This window comes from Phytoamicus setariae (assembly GCF_016722925.1).
Taxonomy (GTDB): Bacteria; Pseudomonadota; Alphaproteobacteria; order Rhizobiales; family Rhizobiaceae; genus Rhizobium_E; species Rhizobium_E setariae.
This window is the reverse complement of the sequence record NZ_JAEQNC010000003.1, coordinates 118,504-137,002: the sequence shown is the minus strand read 5'-3', so window position 1 is coordinate 137,002 and position 18,499 is coordinate 118,504. Positions and strand designations below refer to the sequence as shown.

Below are 18,499 nucleotides of genomic sequence, written 5' to 3'. Positions count from 1 at the left end.
TCAAGCCATGGGGGGTCGCGAGCTGCCAGCGCGTTGGGTCCGGGCAAACGCCCGATGCTAACGCAGGCCGAGGAACGGATGGCTGCTCGCCGGCATGGCGTGCGTGCGGGCAGCCATTGTCGGGATTTTCAAATGGGCATCGTCTTGGCTGCCGATCCAAAGCGAGACGATTGAACTCCAGTTGTCCCGGTCTTGACGGCGAACAATCCGCCTTCCTGCGGATTGTTCGCCAAGTGCTCTTCACTCATCGTGAAGCGCGCAGACGTTACATAGAGCGTCGACATATCCGGGCCGCCAAAGGTGCAGCTCGTTGGCCAGGAACAGGGAAGGTCGATGATGCGGTCGATTCGTCCTGCCGGATCAAGGCGGACCACGGCGCCGCCGCCGGCAACACGACAGTTCCAGACATAACCTTCCCTGTCCCTGCAGGATCCGTCGGGGAGCCCGCGCGGAAAACCAGCAAGAATGGTCCGTCGATCGAAAAGCCGGTTTGTGGTTGATTCGATGCCGTAGCTGTAAATCTCGTTTTTCAGGGTATCTGCAGTGATCAGTCGGCCGTCGTCAGTCCACACCAGTGTGTTTGTGATGCCGAAGGTGTCGTCGCATATCCGGTCGACTTTCCCTGAAACGTCACATCGATAGAGATAACCCTTGGCGCCTTCTATCGCCTTTGGCGAATCATCGGCCTGGATGTTGTTTTCCATGGTGCCGATCCAGAAGGCCCCATCCGGGCCGACGACCCCTTCATTGAGGCGATTGTCCGGTCGGTCGGGTTCGATCGTCGCCAGCGGTTCGAAGTGTTCATCGAAATCCCAAAGGGCAACAAACGTCCGCAGCCCCACAATGGCCCCGCCGTCCTGCCTGAGGCCGATGGAGGTAACGATGTCAGGCATCTGCCATGTCCGGTGGTCGCCGGTGGCCGGCGTCAGGGAATGGATCCGACGACCGATAATGTCGACCCATAGAAGGGCATCCCGCCTGTCGTCCCAAACGATGCTTTCTCCCACGATGTCTTCGGCGGCAAAAGCAAATTCGATGTTCTGGTCGGCTATCATGAATTGACCTCGTCAAATTGATCTTGACAGACAGCATACTCAAAAGATATTGGCATATCAACGCAAACATATCATACAGGTTTGGGGATAGGGAGGTGACAAGACATGACTGCTGCGATCGAACGGGGAAAGCCGATGGATGGTGCAAGTCTGGTCAGCGCTGCGATCGGTGCGATTACCCGCCATATCCGGGAAAATGAGCTTGCGCCCGGTGACAAATTGCCAAGCGAAGCGACGCTTTCAAAAGAATTGAACGTTTCGCGCACGGTGATCCGCGAAGCATTCCAGTCCCTGGCTGCAATGCGCTTGATCGAACTGGCGGCTGGCAAGCGCGCTACTGTCTGCCATCTCGACCACGGAGCGATGTCGCTGCTCATCGAGCACGGAGTCCACACCGAGCAGATCAATGTTCAGCAAATCTACGATGTGCGCCGAACCATAGAAATGCGGACGGCGACGCTCGCAGCTCTGCGCCGGACCGATGCCGAGGCAAAGCTGATACTTTCGCATGCGAAGGCGATGAAGGCCGAGTTCAACAACTCGGAAGCGGTGATGGAGCATGATCTGGCATTCCATCTGGAAATTGCCAAGGCATCGCGCAATCCGATCTTCTGGCTGATTGTCGGGGCGTTCCAGGACGTCATCAGGCACACCTGGCCCGTGGGCTGGAAAAGCCGGCCGTCCGATGCGGAGCGGCACGATCATAACAAGACGCATTTGGATCTCGCCGAGGCGATTGCCGCCGGCGACCCGCAAACTGCAAGCCAATTGATGGCAAAGCATTTCGACGACAGCATCAAGGCTCTTCTCGCAGCCGGCGTTTCCTAAGGACGTGAAATGAAAATCAGTAAACTTGAAACGGTCCGCATCGCGGAGCGACCGAACCTTCTTTGGCTATTGGTACACACGGATGAAGGCATCACCGGTCTTGGTGAGACCTTCTTCGGTGCAGCCACAGTGGAAGCCTATGTGCATGAGTACATTGCGCCGCGGGTAATAGGGAAGAATCCGCTTCAGATCGATCTTCTTGCGGCAGACCTCGTTGGTTATGTCGGCTTCAGGTCATCCGGTGCGGAGGTGCGCGGCAATTCGGCTTTCGATATCGCGCTGTGGGATATCTTCGGAAAGGTGACGGGGCAGCCGATCGCCCAGCTGCTCGGCGGTTTCACGCGCGACAAGATCCGCACTTACAACACCTGTGCAGGCACCGAATATATCAAGAAGGCCACAGGCCAGACCACCGCGAACTATGACCTTCAAACGACTGGGTCAAAGACGTATGACGATCTGAACGGCTTTCTGCACAATGCCGATGAACTGGCCCTGTCCTTGCTGGAAGATGGCATCACAGCCATGAAAATCTGGCCCTTTGACATCGCTGCGGAGCGCTCTCGCGGGCAGTACATTTCCTTGCCGGACCTCAAGCAAGCTCTTGTTCCGTTCGAGAAGATCCGCAGTGCCGTCGGCGACAAGATGGACATCATGGTCGAGTTCCACTCCATGTGGCAACTGTTGCCGGCCATTCAGATCGCCAAGGCGCTGGCTCCCTATCAGACCTTCTGGCATGAAGATCCGATCAAGATGGACAGCCTGTCCAGCCTGAAACGCTACGTCGAGGCTTCGCCGGCACCGTTGTCGGCTTCCGAGACGCTGGGTTCACGCTTTGGATTTCGCGATCTGCTGGAAACTGGTTCGGCCGGCATCATGATGCTCGACATCAGCTGGTGTGGCGGGATTTCGGAGGCGCGCAAGATCGCGTCCATGGCCGAGGCCTGGCACTTGCCGGTTGCCCCGCATGATTGCACCGGTCCCGTGGTCCTGTGCGCATCCACGCATCTGTCGCTCAATGCCCCGAACGCGCTCTTCCAGGAAAGCGTGAGAGCCTTCTACCGCACCTGGTATCGCGACATCGTTACCCAATTGCCCGAAGTGAAGAATGGCATGATCACTGTGCCACCCGGCCCCGGATTGGGCATGGAGCTTAATCCGGATCTGGATCGGGTCTTCACCGCGACGCGCCGTACTTCCGATGCTGCCAGCATCTGAGGCTTAGACTTCTATCATTTGTAATCTAATGGGAGGTATGAATATGAAAATGCTCATGAAGGGCCTGGTTCTCGGGGCTGGCCTGCTTGCTTCGACCGCGCTGGGTGCGCGTGCCGAAGGGCTCAATATTGTCTTTACTCACCATTCATCGGCGTCCAACACTTTCTGGCAAGCCGTCAAGAAAGGTTTCGATGACGCTTGCGAGAAGGTGCAGGCGAATTGCCAGATGGTGTTCACCCAGACCGAAGGCTCGGTCGAGCAACAGCTTGCCAACATGGAGGCAGCGCTTGCCCGCAAACCGGATGCGCTCCTGACATCGATTGTCGATGACAAGGCGTTTGACGGGGTTCTGGACAAGGCTGTCAAGGATGGCGTGATCGTCATTGGGGTCAACGTCGACGACAGCCAGGGCGCCGAAGGAAGCGCACGCCAGGCGTTTGTCGGCCAGGGCTTCCGGCCGGCCGGCTATTCGCTCGGCAAGGCGATGTCGGAGAAATTCCCCAAGGACGGACCGATCAAGGTGCTGGTTGGCATTTCCGCGCCGGGCCAGAGCTGGTCGGAGCTTCGCGGCGGCGGCGTGATGGACTTCCTGGAGGATTTCAAGAAAGCCAATCCGGGTCGCGACATCACCTATGAGCGGATTGACAGCGGCACGGACCTTGCTGTTACCGCCGATCGCGTCGGCGCTTATCTGAATGCCCATCCGGATACGACCGCCTATTTCGACACCGGTTTCTGGCATGCGGCCGTTGCCCGGGTCCTCAAGGACCGTGGTATCGAGCCCGGCAAGGTGCTGCTCGGCGGCTTCGACCTCGTGCCTGAAGTCGTCCAGCAGATGCAGACAGGCTATGTCCAGGTGCAGGTCGATCAGCAGCCCTACATGCAGGGCTTCATGCCCGTCCTGCAGGTCTATCTTGCCAAGAAGGCGGGTCTTTCTCCGGCCAACATCGACACCGGACAGGGCATCGTTCGCCCTGACCAAGCGGATGCCATCATGGAATTGTCCAAGCAGGGTCTGCGCTAAGCATTTCCGGGAAGGTTCGGCGTCACGCCGGGCCTTCCCAACTGAGGAGTTCATCCTGAAATGAAACGTTTTCTGAAAGTATACATGGAGAAGCCGGAACTCGCCGCGCTCCTCCTACTGGTCATTCTGGTCGCCATTTTTCAAGGCCGCTCGGATGGCATCTTTCTCAGCATTGACAATCTCCGCGGCATTCTCGGCATTCTGCCGGAGATGGCACTGGTTGCCATCGGCGTCACGCTTTTGATGATATGCGGCGAATTCGACCTTTCGGTCGGTGCCGTCTTTGCTTTGATGCCGATGAGCATGGCTGTGCTTATGGCTCATGGCACGCCATTCCTGCCCGCGATGGCCGTGGGGTTCCTGGTTTGCGTCGTCATCGGATTCTTGAACGGTTATCTGACGATACGGTTTGCAATACCAAGTTTTATCACGACCCTTGGCATGATGTTCATCGCCCGGTCGTTGACAGTGGTGATTTCGGGTGGGTTCCCGCCGCTTCTTCCGGCAGATCTGCCGACTTGGCTCTTCACCGATTTCGTCGGTCCAGGCAATGTTATCCGTATGTCATTTCTCTGGTTCGTCGGCATCGCCGTTATCGTTTCAATGCTTTTGACCCGCACCAATTTCGGCAATTGGGTTCGTGCCACGGGCGGATTTTTTCCAGCCGCCGCCGCCATGGGCATCCCCACTGCGCGCGTGAAGATTGTCAGCTTCATCCTGTGCTCCATGCTGGCGGGCTTCGCGGGTATGATCCAGGTTTTCCGGCTTGGTTCGCCATTGCCATCCCTCGGTGACGGCATGGAACTGCAGGCGGTCGCTGCTGCCGTGATCGGTGGCGCATCGCTCAATGGCGGAATCGGGGCGGTTCTTGGCGGCATTATCGGCGCTATCCTTATCCGGGTAATCGACAATGGACTGGTTCTGAGCCAGGTCGATGCCAACTGGTTCAAGTTTGCCATTGGTTTCCTGACGATATTCGCCGTCGTCGCCAATGCGTGGCTGCGCAAACGTGCCCGATCCATCAAGGTGGAGATCTGAACCATGACCGATCCGATCATTTCCGTTCGCAATCTTCACAAATGGTATTCAGGCGTGCACGCGCTTCGCGGGGTCTCGCTCGATCTTGCCCGCAATCAGACTGTCGGCCTGATCGGCGATAACGGCGCAGGCAAGTCCACCTTGATCAACATCCTTTCCGGCCTCCAGAAACAGGATCAGGGCGAGATTTACATGGAAGGCAAGGCGGCGGAAATCTCCGGGCCTCGTGACTCCATGAGACTGGGTATCGAGACCATCTACCAATACAATTCCATGGTTCCCACCATGACCATAGCCCGCAACCTGTTCATAGGGCGGGAGCCGCTGAAATTCGCCGTTGGTGGCTTCGGCATCATCGACCTCAAGAAGATGCGCGACGAAAGCGTCAAGGCAATTGCCGATGTCGATCTGCATCTGCGCTCACCCGACGCGCTGGTTGGCGAATTGTCCGGTGGCCAGCGTCAGGGGGTCGCCATCGCCCGCGCCATGCATTTCAAGTCCAAGGTCATGATCCTGGACGAGCCCACCAACCACCTGTCGGTTAAAGAGACCAACAAGGTGATCGGATTCGTGCGGTCGTTGAAAGACCAGAATGTGACCGGCATCTTCATCAGTCACAACATGCATCACGTTTTTGAATGCTGCGACCGGATCGTGGCGATGGCGCGTGGGCAAGTTGTGCTCGACAAGCTGGTCGGCGATACGTCGATCGACGAGGTCCAGGACGTTCTTTGAGGAGGTTGGCATGACATCGATGCAAGGCAAGAACGTATTGCTGACGGGAGGGCTCGGCACGCTCGGTCGGGCCCAGGCGAGAAAATTCGCCACCGAAGGCGCCAGAGTCATTGTGCTGGATCGACCCGAAATCGCCGAAGGCGGCGAACTGGCGTCGGCACTGGGGCAGGGGGTCAGGTATTTCGGATGTGACCTCAATCGTTTGCAACAGGCAGAGCATGACGTCGCTCTGCTTGCGGACGAGCTTGGCGGTTTTGACGTCCTGATCAACAATGCGGCTCTTATCATAAACAAGCCCTTTGAAGATTTTTCCCTGGAGGAGTACGAAGACCAGATCCGGGTTAATTCGTCGGCAGCTTTTGCTTTGACCCGCGCCTGTTCGCCGGCGATGAAGGCAAAGGCCAAGGGCAAGATCATCAATTTCACCTCCGTCACGCTGAATGGGCAATGGGACGGCTACGTGCCTTACGTTGCATCCAAGGGCGCGCTTTTGGGTCTGACCAAGTCGCTTGCCCGTGAACTCGGTCCGCACGGCATCAATGTGAATGCGGTTTCACCTGGGGCCGTCGTTTCCGAGGCGGAAGACCGGGTGTTTGCCGATCGTTTGCAGGAATACAATGACTGGGTTCTCAAGCAGCAATGCATCAAGCGCAGGGTCCAGCCAGAGGATGTCGCCAACCTGGTATTCTTCCTCGCGTCGCCGGCGGCTGACATGATTTCCGGCCAGAATATCAACGTCGATGGGGGTTGGTGAGGCGTGTCAGGCACCGTTCAGATCGCTACGAAGTACGCAAGCCTGCAGCTTGTACCGGCAATGGGGGGCGGAATTGCCAGACTGGATTGCCTGGCGGTCGACGGTGGCGTTATCCCGGTTCTGCGGCCTTGGTCCGGCAATGCCGACGATGGTCCGTTCGCCCTGGCGTCAAACATTTTGGTGCCGTTCTCCAATCGAATTTCGGGCGGCGGGTTTGCCTACGGGGAACATTTTCACGACGTCCGGCCCAATCTGGCGGGTGAAGCGTTTCCTATTCACGGCGATGGGTTTCAGCGTCGGTGGCACCTGACAGAGGTGCACGATACGCAGGCACGGCTGGAATGCCTCGAGGGTGCTATCGGCCCTTTCCGCTACCACGCTGCCCAAACCTTTTCGCTTGCCGACGATGCACTCTTGATCGATCTGGCCCTGAAGAACATTGGCGACGATACGCTTCCCTTCGGGGCCGGCTTCCATCCATGGTTTCCCCGCGACAATGCCACGAGACTGCGGCTTCCGGCCGAAGCGGTCTGGCTTGAAGATGAGAACCATCTGCCGGCTGGCTTGATAAGACTGGAGAGCGCAAGCGATTGGAGTTTTGCCGAGAGTAGGCCAATGCCGCAGGGCTGGATCAACAACGCCTTTGCTGGTTGGACGGGCGAAGCAATCATCGAGCAACGTGAAATCACGGTGCGGGTCACCGCGTCCGACAATCTTTCCACGGCGATTGTCTTTTCGCCTTCGTCAGAAGCTGATTTCGTCTGCGTCGAACCTGTCTCCCATCCGGTCGACGCATTCAACATGAAAGGTCATCCCGGTCTCGTGGCTCTTGATCCCGGTCAATCCATGGAGTGCTGGATGAAAATCGAATGGCAGCGAACATAGAAATGAACCCATTCTCAAGAGGAACCTTTGTCGGTCGCGTCTGGCGGGAGGTTGTCTCCGGGCCCTCGGTCGTACTTGTCCGGGAGGGTGTCGTGCTCGACGTGACATCACGCGACGCGCCGACGATCCGCGATCTCCTGGAAATGGACAATCCCGTTGGCTGGCTGAAGACGCGGCAAGGTGACGTTGTCGGATCGATCGACGACGTTCTGGACGGGAACGTCGCCGGAATCCGCTTGCTCGCGCCCTGCGATCTGCAATCCGTAAAGGCCTGCGGCGTAACCTTTGCCCGCTCGATGATCGAGCGCGTCATCGAGGAAAAGGCGGCAGGCAACCCGGCACTCGCAGCCAAGATCCGGGAACGAATCTCTGCCATCATTGGCGACAGCCTCCGCAACCTCAAGGCCGGCTCCGATCAGGCGGCCAAGGTCAAGGCCGCGCTGATAGAGGAGGGCGTCTGGTCACAATATCTGGAAGTGGGTATCGGGCCGGATGCCGAAGTTTTCACGAAGGCACCGGTTCTGTCATCGGTAGGACATGGCGCAGACGTGGGCTTGCACCCGGTTTCCAGTTGGAACAATCCGGAGCCGGAGGTGGTGCTTGCGGTCAACAGCCGTGGCGAGGTGATGGGAGCGACGCTCGGCAATGACGTCAATCTGCGCGATGTCGAGGGGCGTTCCGCACTTCTCCTCGGCAAGGCCAAGGACAACAATGCCTCCTGCGCGATCGGGCCTTTCATCCGCCTTTTCGACCAGACCTATTCGATCGAGGACGTTCGCAATGCCGAATTGGACCTCCTCACGACCGGCGAAGACGGATTTATCATGAAAGGTCGCAGCTCGATGAAGGAAATCAGCCGTGATCCGCTCGATCTCGTCGACCAGACAATAGGCCGGCATCACCAATATCCCGATGGTTTGATGTTGTTCCTGGGAACCTTGTTTGCCCCGGTACAGGATCGTGACGGCGCGGGGCAGGGGTTCACCCATCACCTTGGTGACGTGGTGACTATTTCGAACAAGGAATTGGGCTGCCTGTCCAACATTGTCCGCCTTTCCACCGAATGCGAGCCATGGACCTTTGGCACACGCGCACTCATGACCAATCTCGCAGTGCGGGGCCTGCTGTAGGTTGGCTTTGGTTCGTCGCCCCTTCCCAGGCGACGTACCGTCTTCTCTCATTCAGGGATTGGGTCACGACCCTTCATCCGAACCTGGTTGCCGGGTCAAATGAAGTTGGCTCATTACTTTGCCGGCGAAGTGTTGCTTTCTCAGCTATGCAGGCCGGGAGCTTCCTGGCCGGTACGCTCCACATATTCGGTGTAGCCGCCGCCATACTGGTGGATGCCGTCCGGGGTCAGTTCCAGCACCCGGTTGGAGAGAGCGGCCAGGAAGTGGCGGTCGTGCGAGACAAACAGCATCGTGCCCTCGTACTCGGACAGTGCCTTGATGAGCATTTCCTTGGTATCGAGATCCAGGTGGTTGGTAGGCTCGTCCAGCACCAGAAGATTCGGCGGATCGAACAGCATCTTGGCCATCACCAGCCGCGCCTTTTCGCCGCCGGACAACACCCGGCATCGCTTCTCGACATCGTCACCGGAAAAGCCGAAGCAGCCTGCCAGGGCCCGCAGCGAGCCCTGTCCGGCCTGGGGAAACGAATCTTCCAGCGTCTGGAAGACCGTGCGGTCGCCATCCAGCAGGTCCATGGCATGCTGGGCGAAATAGCCCATCTTGACGCTGGCGCCAAGCGCGACGCTGCCTTCGTCCGGCTGCGAGGCGCCTGTGACCAGCTTCAGCAGCGTCGACTTTCCCGCACCATTGATGCCCATGACGCACCAGCGTTCCCGGCGCCGCACCATGAAATCCAGCCCTTCGTAAATGGTCCGGCTGCCATATTTCTTATGCACGTTCTTCAGGTTCACCACGTCCTCGCCGGAGCGTGGCGCCGGCTGGAACTCGAACGACACCGTCTGGCGGCGCTTGGGCGGCTCCACCCGGTCGATCTTCTCTAGCTTCTTGACGCGGCTCTGCACCTGCGCGGCATGTGATGCACGCGCCTTGAAGCGCTCGATGAACTTGATTTCCTTGGCCAGCATCGCCTGCTGGCGCTCGAACTGCGCCAGTTGCTGCTTCTCGTTCTGCGCCCGCTGCTGCTCGTAGAACGCATAGTCGCCGGAATAGCTGGTCAGGTTGCCGCCGTCGATCTCGACCAGCTTGTTGACGATACGGTTCATGAACTCGCGGTCATGCGAGGTCATCAGCAGTGCGCCCTCATAGCCCTTGAGGAATTCCTCGAGCCAGATAAGGCTTTCGAGATCCAGATGGTTGCTTGGCTCGTCGAGAAGCATGACGTCGGGGCGCATGAGCAGGATGCGGGCCAGCGCCACGCGCATCTTCCAGCCGCCCGACAGCGCGCCCACGTCACCGTCCATCATTTCCTGGCTGAAGCTCAGTCCCGCCAAAACTTCACGCGCGCGCCCGTCGAGCGCATAGCCGTCGAGTTCCTCGTAGCGTGCCTGCACCTCGCCGTAACGCTCGATGATTTCATCCATGTTGTCGGCCTGGTCGGGGTCGGCCATCGCAGCTTCGAGCTCGCGCAGCTCGGCGGCAACGATGCTCACCGGGCCGGCGCCATCCATCACCTCGGAAACCGCGCTACGGCCCGCCATCTCGCCGACATCCTGGTTGAAGTAGCCGATGGTCACGCCTTTTTCCACCGACACCTGTCCTTCATCGGGCACCTCTTCTCCGGTGATCATCCGGAAAAGCGTGGTCTTGCCTGCGCCGTTGGGGCCGACGAGGCCGACTTTTTCGCCTTTGTTGAGGGCTGCCGAAGCTTCGATGAAGAGAAGCCGATGGCTGTTCTGCTTGCTGATATTCTCGATACGTATCATGTGTGCACGGGGATCCGGGAAAGTTTTGCGCCCTTATGTCAGTGTCCGCGTGCTGCCGCAAGTTTTCGACATGAGAATCGTAGTGTGCGGGCGGCTACGGCATTGGTTTTTCCGGAAGTTCGACAAATGTGGCTCGGCTTTCCGGCGCCTGGAATTCGGCAAGAGCGCGGTCGCCTTGACAAATCGCAGAATATCTCCAAGCTAGGGCCATGATTGAAACGCGCGTGCATAATCTGCTGAGCATGATCCATCGGGTTGCCCCGATCGCAGGCCTGTAGCCCCCGGCTCAGCACTGTTACCCTGAGCGCGGGGGAAATTTTTTGAAAATCTGTCTTCACGTAGTTTCCCGTTTGCGAAAAGCGCGTGCGGGAGGTCGGGCATCTGCCGACAACCATCAGGACCACCGAAAATGACAACTCAGAAAGCCGCAAGTTCAAAACGGCTCAAGCCAAGAATCGTTATCAGCGAAACGGATCAGGAAAGATTGACCGACCTTGCCAACGCGGTCGCCGACCGCCAGCCCGAGATCGCCGATGAACTGCTTACGGAACTTGAGCGGGCCAAGGTCGTAAAGCCAAAATCCGTTCCGGCCAATGTGGTCAAGATGGGCTCCACCGTCGAATACAGCGCAGACGACGGTCAGCGGCGTCAGGTGACGCTCGTCTATCCCGGCGATGCCGATATTGCCGCCGGCAAGATTTCGATCCTGACACCGATCGGCACGGCATTGATCGGCCTGGCCGAAGGTCAGGCCATCGAATGGACCGCACGCGACGATCGCCGCCACAAGCTGACCGTGCTTGCGGTCAGCAGCGCCGCCGCCGAAGCCTGATGCATGATGCAAGTGCGGTGCGAAAGCGCCGCACGCCTGCAGCACGCATGTTCAGTGGCTTGCGGTCGCCATTGCGGAACCGTGCCCGCTCTGCTGATGTTTGTGGATTGCACCCATGATGGCACGGCTGGCATTGTCATACTTGCGGTCGTTGACGTGCTCGTGCAGGATTTCGAATTCATGCATGACAAGGATGCGATCGGCGAGCGCCACCATCTCCGGCATGTCGCTTGAAATCAGCAGGATCGACATGCCCTTGTCGGCGAGATCGTTGATCAATTCGTGGAAGTAGGCCTTGGCCTTGATGTCGATGCCGACCGTTGGCTCATCGATGATCAGCACGTCGACATTGACGGCCAGCCACTTGGCCAAGGAGACCTTCTGCTGGTTGCCGCCCGATAGGTTGCCGACCAGTTGCTCGAGGCTTGGGGTCCGGATCTCGAGCCGTTTTGACAGCGGCTCGGCGACGGCCCTCTCGGATGCTGCCGTCAGCAGGCCCAGCGTGCCGGCGATCCGGTTCCACACGGTAATGGCGATGTTGGAGCGGATCGGATGGGCGAGGATAACACCCTCGTGCTTGCGATCCTCGCTGACATAGCCGATCCTGAAACGCTTGATCGCATCCTCGACGGAACGGATTTTCGCTGGCTTGCCGTCGATCAGAAGCTCGCCTGCCTTCACTTTGTCCATCCCGATCAGGGCGCGGGCAAGCTCGGTGCGACCGGCGCCGACCAGGCCATAGAGGCCGAGGATTTCCCCCTTGCGAAGCTTGAAATCGATGTTTCTATGCCCGGCACCGGTCGAAAACCCGCGCAGTTCCATTTTCGGCTGGCCGCTATCGGGTGCGCCGGTGCGGGCGATGGCCGGCCGCTCGGCCCTGCCGATCATCGCTTCGATCAGACTATGCCGGGTCATTCCTGCCATGGGCGCTCCGCGCAATGTCGTCTCGCCATCGCGCAATACGGTGACCCTGTCGCAAAGCGCCAGAACCTCTTCGAGCTTGTGGCTGACGAACAGGATCGCCGTGCCCCTGTCGCGCAATTGCCGCACCAGCCGGAAGAGGATCTCGGTCTCTGCTGCCGTAATCGAGGCGGTCGGTTCGTCAAGCAGCAGCACCTTCGCCTCGTGGCTGAGCGCCTTGGCAATCTCCACCATCTGCATCTGCGCCACGCTCAGGCGACGGATTTCGGTGGACGGGTCGATATCCAGCCCGATCATCTGCAGGTGCTGGCGCGCCTGGGCGTTGGCGCTGACGAAATCGACCAGGCCGTTCTTCGTCGGCAGGCGTTCCAGCATGATGTTTTCGGCGACCGAAAAGCGCGGGATCAGGTTGCGTTCCTGATGCACGGCCGTAATGCCGAGTGCAATCGCATCGCGCGGCGAGGACAACGAGATGTCCTTACCATCGAGCGAGAAGTGGCCGCTATCGGGCTTGTGCACGCCGGTGATGATCTTGATCAGCGTGGATTTGCCCGCGCCGTTCTCGCCCATCAGCGCGTGGATTTCACCCTTTGCCAGCGTCAGCGATGCATTGGACAACGCCCGCACGCCAGGGAAGGATTTGCTGATCGTGTCGAGGACCAGAACCATCTCAGTCTTCTCCCACCCGGATTGCGCGGTAACGGTTGATCCACACGGCAGCCAGAATGAGTGCGCCGAGCAGGAAGGTTACCCAGTACGGATCTACTGCGAGCAGCACCATGGCATTCTGGATGAGGCCGATCAGCGCAACAGCAATCACCGTGCCGATGATCGAAACCGACCCGCCGGCGAGGCTTGCGCCGCCAATGATCGGGGCTGCAAAGGAGATTACCAGCCAGTCCGAACCGATTGTCGGCTGGGCCGAGCCAAGCTGGGCCACGGCGAGAATGCCGGCGGCTGCGGCCAGCAGGCCCGAGATCACGTGCGCGGTGATGATCGCCCGCGGGACCGAGATGCCCGACAGTTGCGCGGCGTGGCTGTTGCCGCCGACCGCGAGCAGATAGCGTCCCTGCTTGATGCGGGAAAAGAAGACCACCAGCGCCACTGTGACGATCAGCGGAATAATCAGCAGGTAGGGAAACAGGCCCAGCCGCCCGTTGCCGAAGGCGACGAACGCTTCCGGCAGATTATAGAAGGGAATGGCCTTGGTCAGGCCGAGATTGATACCGGCAAAGCCAGAGGCGGTGGCCAGCGTGACGATGAAACCGTTGATGCCGGTCCGCACCGTCAGCCAGCCGTTCAGGTAACCCGCAAGTCCACCCGCGACCATGGCAGTGAAAATCGCCGGCAAGACCGGTACGCCCCAGGCATCCATCAGCCCGCCGACGATGACCGCTACCAGGCCGCCAAGCGCGCCGACGGAAAGGTTCATCTGGCCGACGCCGAGCATTACCATCTGGCTGAAGGCAACGAGCAGCGACACGCAGATGCTGCGGAGCATAACGAACCAGTTGAATTCGGTGAGGAAGGATGGCGTGGCAAAGCTCAGCGCTATGGCGCCGGCGATGACCCCTGCGAGAATACCAGACCACTGGGTCCGGAAGATCGCGCCTGTAATGTTGTTCATGCGCGCCTCGTCTGTTCACGGGTGGCCAGTGCAGCGCGATAGCGCTCCAGCAGGATCGCACCCAGTAGGAATATGCCGAGAAACAACTGCAGCCAGAAGTTCCCGATCTGCAGCACCAGCAGGCCGCTGCGAATTGTGGATACCAGCAATGCGCCGAGAATGGTGCCGATCACAGAGACGATGCCGCCGGAGAGCGCGGTTCCACCGATGACCGGGGCGAGGAACGAGGGTAACAGCCAGTCGTCTCCTGCCACGCCGGGCATTGCCGCAGAAAGCCGTGCGGTCAGCATGACAGCCGCAGCCGCAGCCAGCACTCCCGAGAGGCAGTGAACGAATACGATGATGCGGTTGACCGGTATGCCCGACATTTCGGCAGCGCGAGGACTGGCGCCGACGGCGAGAATTTGACGGCCGAGGACCGTGTGCCTGAAAAGGATATAGAGAAGCATGCCGATAGCGAGCGCGACATAGGCAAGCGCGGGAACGCCGGCAAGACTGGCCTTGCCGAAGGCGCCCAGTCCAGGTGGCAGCGCGCTGAGCGGCACCCCCTTGCTGAGAATGAGCATGCCGCCCAGAAACAGGCTGGCGCTGGCCAGCGTCACGACGAAGCTGTTGACCCCTGTGCGGGTGATGGCAAAGCCGTTGAGCCAGCCGAGCATCCCGCCGAAGGCGAGCGTCGCGACGATCGCGACAGGGATCGGCAGGCCGATCACCTGCAAGAGATAGCCGACCGTCATGACGGCACAGACTCCTATGGCGCCGACGGCCAGGTTCATGCCGCCGGTCGCGAGCACGACCATTTGCGAAAAGCCGATCACGACGTCGATGGCAACCGAACGCCCGAGTGAATTGAGGTTGAAGCGAGACAGGAAACCCGGCGCAAGATTTGAGAAAACGATCCACATTGCGATCAGGATCACCAGCAGTCCGAACTGCGTCGAGCCACGCGTGAAAAGAGAAGTGAGCACACCTGCTATCGTCCGGCGCTGCGGGCTGCTTTGGTCCAAGGCTGTCATGATGGCATCCGGTCTGTCGACGTCCCGAGCTTTGCCGCTCAGCAAGACATCCTGTCGGAGAACGAGCGGGACGGCAAGCAGTTGGCGTGCCATCCCGTCATGCATTTAACTGCAGGTTAGATAGGTGTCCTTGAAGGTGCTCTGGATCTTGCCGGTGAGCGCCTTGAGGTCGTCCTTGTAGCTGTCGATGTTCTTCGCCGAAATCAGCAAGGTGCCGGAATCGATGAAGTGAGCGGTCTGCGGGGTTTTTACCCACGGAGCGTCAGCCTTGGCGGTGCAGCCGCTGGCCAGCTGGTCGAGCGCGTAGGCGCCGATATAGCCCTGTCCATAAGGGTTCTGCGCCATCGTGCCAGAGACGAAGCCTTCGCGGATGCCGTCGAGCACGATCTTGTCGTCATCGATGCCGATGAACTTGATGCGCTTGTCGCCGAGATTTTTGAGCGCCGTGGCCGCAACCACGGACGAGATGTAACCGGTGGCGATCATGCCGCCGATATTGTCCTTCTGGGCAGCGAGGAGAGCATTGATCTTCTGGTCCCCGCCTTCCTGGCTGTCGGTATCGCCGACAGTTTGCAGCAGGGTGACGGCACCGTTCGTCTCAGCCACGGCCTTTTCGACAGCCTGGACGCGCAGCGTGGTGTTGGGGTCGACGAGCAAACCGGCCAGATGCACGACGGCGCCCTTGCCACCCATTGCCTCGATCAGCGACTTCATGCCGAGATAAGCAGACTGGTAGACGTCGGTTGCCATGCAAAACGCGGCATCGGTCGGATCCTGCGCGCAGCCGCCGATCGCCACTGTCGTGATCCCGTTGCTCTTGAGTTCGCCGACCGTCGAGTTGACGCCGACTGCATCGCCCGGAAACAGACCGAAGGCGTTGACGCCCTGCGCCGCAAGGCTTTCGAGCATTTCGGTCTGCTGTTCCAGCTTCCATTCGGCGGGAACCTTGTATTCCACGGATGCGATGCCGAAATCCTTGGCGGCGTCCTTGGCCGCCTGCTCCCAGGGCGCAAAGTAGGGGTGCGGTCCACCCGGAATGAGGGCGATCTTGTTGTCTGACGCGAGCGCGCTCATCGGCGCGAGCGCCACCGAGCAGGCAAGGCTGGCTGCGGCGATGCCGCGGGCAAAATGAAGCTTCATGTTTTCCTCCCGTTGGGGCGGTCGCTTTCCTCCTCGCGACGAGCCTTGCCGCTATGGCTAACATAAACGTATATCGCGTGCAATGTTCGATCATTGATTTTTCGCGGAGATGGATCTAAGGGATGAAAGCACAAGGTTACGTGTGCGTACATGCAGGGAGGAAAGCGTGACGGAAGATTTGCAGCACGTCGGTGTTGATCGTTCACGCCTGCTGCCGGAATTGCGCCGCATGCTTGAGATTGCCGATGCACTTGGATTGTCGCCGCCGGAAAGCATGTCTGCGATCGAGGCGCGTGCCGCATCCGAAATCCGCCTCGCCGGTCATTGGGGTGCCAAGGACGATGTCGATGCCGTCGAAACATTCGCCATTCCCAGCCGCGGCGAGACTATAAGGCTTAGGCTCTATCGCAAGACGGGTACGGCAAGAACGATCCTCTATTTTCACGGAGGCGGCTGGGTCGTCGGAAGCCTCGACACCCATGATGGAGCGCTGCGTGCGCTGGTGCATGCCGCAGGCGCCAACATCGTCGCGGTCGAATACGCCAAGGCGCCCGAACACCCGTTCCCGGCTTGCCTTGACGACGCGCTTTCAGCGCTCGACTGGCTGCTCGCCAATGCGCAAGCTGCAGGTCTTGATGCTGAACGGATCATCGTCGCGGGCGACAGCGCCGGCGCCAGTATCGCGGCCTCGCTTGCTGTTCTTGCCCGTGATCGCGGCACGCCATTGCTTGGTCAGGTACTGGTCTATCCGGCGACCGATCTGACCGCAATGACGCCAAGCCGTACGGCGTTCGCCCAGGGCTATTTCCTCAGCATGCCGACGATGGACTGGTACGTCGCGCACTATCTGTCCGGCGGCACCGATCCAGCGGATCCGGGTGTTTCGCCGCTGCGCGCAGACGACCTCGCCAATCTTCCGGCTGCACTGCTGGTGACAGCCGACCATGACCCGCTGCGTGACGAGGGTCGTGCCTACGCCGGGCGGTTGATTGCGGCAGGCAACAACGTCGCCTACGAGGAATGGCGAGGAACAGTGCACGGTTTCATGATCATGGACCGGACGACCCGCGCTTCGCGAAAGCTGATAGAACAGGTCGGGGGCTGGTGTCGGAGGCTTTGGGAGGGGTCGGACAATGGCAGTTGCTGACCGCAATATGGATGATGTGGCGGGACCGGGGATCGGTCGGGACGAGCCGATCTATGCGACGATTTACGCCGTCCTGCGCGATCATCTGGACAACGCGAAACTGCGACCCGGGCTGGTGCTGGGACAGGCTAATGTCGCGCGCGCCTTCAATGTCAGTCGGGTACCGGCGGGCGTTGCGCTGTCGAGGCTTGTAGACGAGGGGCTGCTGCATGCGTTCAAGGGGCGCGGCTACATCGTGCCGGGTGCGCCACCCCATCGAGGCGAACTGCGTGAAGCCGGCTTGCGAATCCCCGCCGAGGTCGCAGCACCCAGCGCCAACCGGCGTGAGCAGATTTATCCGGAAGTCGAGCACGCGGTCGCTGCCTGCCTGGCTTATGGACGGTTCATGCTCAACGAGACGGCGCTCGCCAATCACTACGATGTCAGCCGCACCATTGCGCATGAAGTGCTGACTCAGCTTGAAAGGGCAGGGGTCATCGAGCAGGACAGCAACAACCGTTGGTATGCCGGTCCGCTGACAGCGTCCGATCTGCACAACCACTATGAGATGCGTTGGCTGCTGGAGCCGCAGGCGCTGTTGCAGGCCTATCCGATGCTAAACATGGATGACATCCGCATCCGCGCCGACCGTGTCGACCGGGCCGCCAGCAATGCGCCCGATCCGTTGGCGCGTGAAGAGCTGGAGGCGGACCTCCACCTGCATACCCTGGCCCCTTGTCCGAACATATTACTGCTGAATGTCGTGCGCCGAAGTCAGCGCATCCTGATCGCTACCCACTCGACTTTCGAAGGCTATCAGCGCAGCGGCGAGATCGAATTGATGGTGTCCGAGCACCGACGAATCTATCAAGCATTGCTGTCCGGCGATCCCGGCGGCGCTGCGGCAACGCTCGAGCGGCATTTGCGGCGGTCGTTGCAACCCAATCTCAATCTGCTCGAACGGCTGGGGCCTCTACCGGAAAATCTCTGTCCGCCGTTCCTTGCTCAGGTAAGATCCCCTTCCAGCTGACTGCAAAGGGATCGCGGTGGCGGACAGATATGGATCACAAGGAATGATCAGAGGTCGTCGAGGTCGAAGGTGCGTGGTTCGCCATCGAACGCGACGAGCACGGCAGCGCTGCGCTGGACCTTGAGGAACTTGAGAATTTCCGGCTCGCTGGCATTGCCCGGCTCGTCGAGTGCTTCGAAGAATTCCTCGACCGTCATGTTGTCGCTCGGCTGAAAGCGAAGCGTTTCCCCGGTCTGGCTGCCAACCAGCATGATGAAGCGGAATTCGACATCGTCGTGCTCGTCGCCGAGCAGGATGCCGACATCCTCGTCATTGCCGACGTCGAGCAACAGAATGCCGATTGGTTCGATCATGGTCGTATTTCCTTACGTTGTTTG

General features: G+C 59.6%; 18 protein-coding genes. 11 read left to right on the top strand and 7 right to left on the bottom strand.

Translation table 11 applies throughout. The features are described from left to right. Positions 1 to 128: 128 nt before the first annotated feature. Positions 129 to 1,055 carry an SMP-30/gluconolactonase/LRE family protein gene (locus JJB09_RS05905; RefSeq protein ID WP_201654575.1) on the bottom strand — a complete coding sequence of 309 codons (927 nt, stop codon included), beginning with the start codon at positions 1,053 to 1,055 and terminating at the stop codon, positions 129 to 131. Between the two features lie 105 nt (positions 1,056 to 1,160). Here JJB09_RS05905 and JJB09_RS05900 point away from each other — a divergent pair, with 105 nt between their 5' ends. From JJB09_RS05900 to JJB09_RS05865, 8 genes are read left to right on the top strand one after another with little or no spacing between them, the layout of a single operon-like run. After that, the gene (locus JJB09_RS05900; RefSeq protein WP_201654572.1) at positions 1,161 to 1,883 is read left to right on the top strand and encodes a FadR/GntR family transcriptional regulator; all 723 of its coding nucleotides are present in this window, start codon (positions 1,161 to 1,163) and stop codon (positions 1,881 to 1,883) included. A 9-nt stretch (positions 1,884 to 1,892) separates the two neighbouring features. Next, positions 1,893 to 3,101, top strand: a complete 1,209-nt coding sequence (locus tag JJB09_RS05895; protein ID WP_201654569.1) for a mandelate racemase/muconate lactonizing enzyme family protein — start codon at positions 1,893 to 1,895, stop codon at positions 3,099 to 3,101. Between the two features lie 43 nt (positions 3,102 to 3,144). Further along, positions 3,145 to 4,125, top strand: a complete 981-nt coding sequence (locus JJB09_RS05890) for a sugar ABC transporter substrate-binding protein (RefSeq protein WP_201654566.1) — start codon at positions 3,145 to 3,147, stop codon at positions 4,123 to 4,125. A 60-nt stretch (positions 4,126 to 4,185) separates the two neighbouring features. After that, positions 4,186 to 5,163, top strand: coding sequence for an ABC transporter permease (locus JJB09_RS05885; protein WP_201654563.1), 978 nt, complete (start codon positions 4,186 to 4,188; stop codon positions 5,161 to 5,163). 3 nt (positions 5,164 to 5,166) lie between these two features. Beyond that, positions 5,167 to 5,898 (top strand): ATP-binding cassette domain-containing protein, encoded by a 732-nt coding sequence (locus JJB09_RS05880; RefSeq protein ID WP_201654560.1) that lies wholly within the window; start codon positions 5,167 to 5,169, stop codon positions 5,896 to 5,898. Between the two features lie 10 nt (positions 5,899 to 5,908). Next, on the top strand, positions 5,909 to 6,652 hold the full coding sequence (locus tag JJB09_RS05875) for an SDR family oxidoreductase (RefSeq protein WP_201654557.1): 744 nt from the start codon (positions 5,909 to 5,911) through the stop codon (positions 6,650 to 6,652). A gap of 3 nt (positions 6,653 to 6,655) precedes the next feature. Then, positions 6,656 to 7,537, top strand: a complete 882-nt coding sequence (locus JJB09_RS05870) for an aldose epimerase family protein (protein ID WP_201654554.1) — start codon at positions 6,656 to 6,658, stop codon at positions 7,535 to 7,537. Continuing rightward, positions 7,522 to 8,667 (top strand): fumarylacetoacetate hydrolase family protein, encoded by a 1,146-nt coding sequence (locus tag JJB09_RS05865; RefSeq protein ID WP_201654552.1) that lies wholly within the window; start codon positions 7,522 to 7,524, stop codon positions 8,665 to 8,667. Before JJB09_RS05870 ends, JJB09_RS05865 begins: the two co-directional genes overlap by 16 nt. A gap of 140 nt (positions 8,668 to 8,807) precedes the next feature. Here JJB09_RS05865 and JJB09_RS05860 read toward each other — a convergent pair whose 3' ends face one another. After that, positions 8,808 to 10,430 (bottom strand): ABC-F family ATP-binding cassette domain-containing protein, encoded by a 1,623-nt coding sequence (locus JJB09_RS05860; RefSeq protein ID WP_201654549.1) that lies wholly within the window; start codon positions 10,428 to 10,430, stop codon positions 8,808 to 8,810. Positions 10,431 to 10,839: 409 nt separating this feature from the next. Here JJB09_RS05860 and rnk point away from each other — a divergent pair, with 409 nt between their 5' ends. Continuing rightward, positions 10,840 to 11,262, top strand: a complete 423-nt coding sequence (rnk, locus tag JJB09_RS05855; RefSeq protein WP_201654546.1) for a nucleoside diphosphate kinase regulator — start codon at positions 10,840 to 10,842, stop codon at positions 11,260 to 11,262. Between the two features lie 51 nt (positions 11,263 to 11,313). Here rnk and JJB09_RS05850 read toward each other — a convergent pair whose 3' ends face one another. From JJB09_RS05850 to JJB09_RS05835, 4 genes are all read right to left on the bottom strand, one after another. Beyond that, the gene (locus JJB09_RS05850) at positions 11,314 to 12,852 is read right to left on the bottom strand and encodes a sugar ABC transporter ATP-binding protein (protein WP_201654542.1); all 1,539 of its coding nucleotides are present in this window, start codon (positions 12,850 to 12,852) and stop codon (positions 11,314 to 11,316) included. Between the two features lies 1 nt (position 12,853). Next, positions 12,854 to 13,810 (bottom strand): ABC transporter permease, encoded by a 957-nt coding sequence (locus tag JJB09_RS05845; protein ID WP_201654540.1) that lies wholly within the window; start codon positions 13,808 to 13,810, stop codon positions 12,854 to 12,856. After that, a complete protein-coding gene (locus JJB09_RS05840) occupies positions 13,807 to 14,826 on the bottom strand; it encodes an ABC transporter permease (protein WP_201654537.1) in 1,020 nt (339 codons plus the stop codon). Before JJB09_RS05840 ends, JJB09_RS05845 begins: the two co-directional genes overlap by 4 nt. Positions 14,827 to 14,931: 105 nt before the next feature. Further along, a complete protein-coding gene (locus tag JJB09_RS05835; protein ID WP_201654535.1) occupies positions 14,932 to 15,966 on the bottom strand; it encodes a sugar ABC transporter substrate-binding protein in 1,035 nt (344 codons plus the stop codon). 166 nt (positions 15,967 to 16,132) lie between these two features. Between JJB09_RS05835 and JJB09_RS05830 the strand changes: the two genes are divergently transcribed. Both JJB09_RS05830 and JJB09_RS05825 read left to right on the top strand, forming a co-directional pair. Further along, positions 16,133 to 17,113, top strand: coding sequence for an alpha/beta hydrolase (locus tag JJB09_RS05830; protein ID WP_343228987.1), 981 nt, complete (start codon positions 16,133 to 16,135; stop codon positions 17,111 to 17,113). After that, positions 17,100 to 18,122, top strand: coding sequence for a GntR family transcriptional regulator (locus JJB09_RS05825; RefSeq protein ID WP_246748598.1), 1,023 nt, complete (start codon positions 17,100 to 17,102; stop codon positions 18,120 to 18,122). The genes JJB09_RS05830 and JJB09_RS05825 overlap by 14 nt, the downstream gene beginning before the upstream one ends. Positions 18,123 to 18,169: 47 nt before the next feature. Here JJB09_RS05825 and JJB09_RS05820 read toward each other — a convergent pair whose 3' ends face one another. Continuing rightward, entirely contained in the window at positions 18,170 to 18,475 is a 306-nt protein-coding gene (locus JJB09_RS05820; RefSeq protein WP_201654533.1) for a hypothetical protein, read from the bottom strand. Positions 18,476 to 18,499 lie beyond the last annotated feature (24 nt).

What these genes read in the sequence shown, in the direction of transcription:
- JJB09_RS05880 (WP_201654560.1), top strand. Translation starts at nt 5,167, where the DNA reads ATGACCGATCCGATCATTTCCGTTCGCAATCTTCACAAATGGTATTCA.
- JJB09_RS05835 (WP_201654535.1), bottom strand. Translation starts at nt 15,966, where the DNA reads ATGAAGCTTCATTTTGCCCGCGGCATCGCCGCAGCCAGCCTTGCCTGC.
- JJB09_RS05905 (WP_201654575.1), bottom strand. Translation starts at nt 1,055, where the DNA reads ATGATAGCCGACCAGAACATCGAATTTGCTTTTGCCGCCGAAGACATC.
- JJB09_RS05865 (WP_201654552.1), top strand. Translation starts at nt 7,522, where the DNA reads ATGGCAGCGAACATAGAAATGAACCCATTCTCAAGAGGAACCTTTGTC.
- JJB09_RS05885 (WP_201654563.1), top strand. Translation starts at nt 4,186, where the DNA reads ATGAAACGTTTTCTGAAAGTATACATGGAGAAGCCGGAACTCGCCGCG.
- JJB09_RS05825 (WP_246748598.1), top strand. Translation starts at nt 17,100, where the DNA reads ATGGCAGTTGCTGACCGCAATATGGATGATGTGGCGGGACCGGGGATC.
- JJB09_RS05875 (WP_201654557.1), top strand. Translation starts at nt 5,909, where the DNA reads ATGACATCGATGCAAGGCAAGAACGTATTGCTGACGGGAGGGCTCGGC.
- JJB09_RS05840 (WP_201654537.1), bottom strand. Translation starts at nt 14,826, where the DNA reads ATGACAGCCTTGGACCAAAGCAGCCCGCAGCGCCGGACGATAGCAGGT.
- rnk (WP_201654546.1), top strand. Translation starts at nt 10,840, where the DNA reads ATGACAACTCAGAAAGCCGCAAGTTCAAAACGGCTCAAGCCAAGAATC.
- JJB09_RS05890 (WP_201654566.1), top strand. Translation starts at nt 3,145, where the DNA reads ATGAAAATGCTCATGAAGGGCCTGGTTCTCGGGGCTGGCCTGCTTGCT.
- JJB09_RS05900 (WP_201654572.1), top strand. Translation starts at nt 1,161, where the DNA reads ATGACTGCTGCGATCGAACGGGGAAAGCCGATGGATGGTGCAAGTCTG.
- JJB09_RS05845 (WP_201654540.1), bottom strand. Translation starts at nt 13,810, where the DNA reads ATGAACAACATTACAGGCGCGATCTTCCGGACCCAGTGGTCTGGTATT.
- JJB09_RS05860 (WP_201654549.1), bottom strand. Translation starts at nt 10,430, where the DNA reads ATGATACGTATCGAGAATATCAGCAAGCAGAACAGCCATCGGCTTCTC.
- JJB09_RS05895 (WP_201654569.1), top strand. Translation starts at nt 1,893, where the DNA reads ATGAAAATCAGTAAACTTGAAACGGTCCGCATCGCGGAGCGACCGAAC.
- JJB09_RS05820 (WP_201654533.1), bottom strand. Translation starts at nt 18,475, where the DNA reads ATGATCGAACCAATCGGCATTCTGTTGCTCGACGTCGGCAATGACGAG.
- JJB09_RS05850 (WP_201654542.1), bottom strand. Translation starts at nt 12,852, where the DNA reads ATGGTTCTGGTCCTCGACACGATCAGCAAATCCTTCCCTGGCGTGCGG.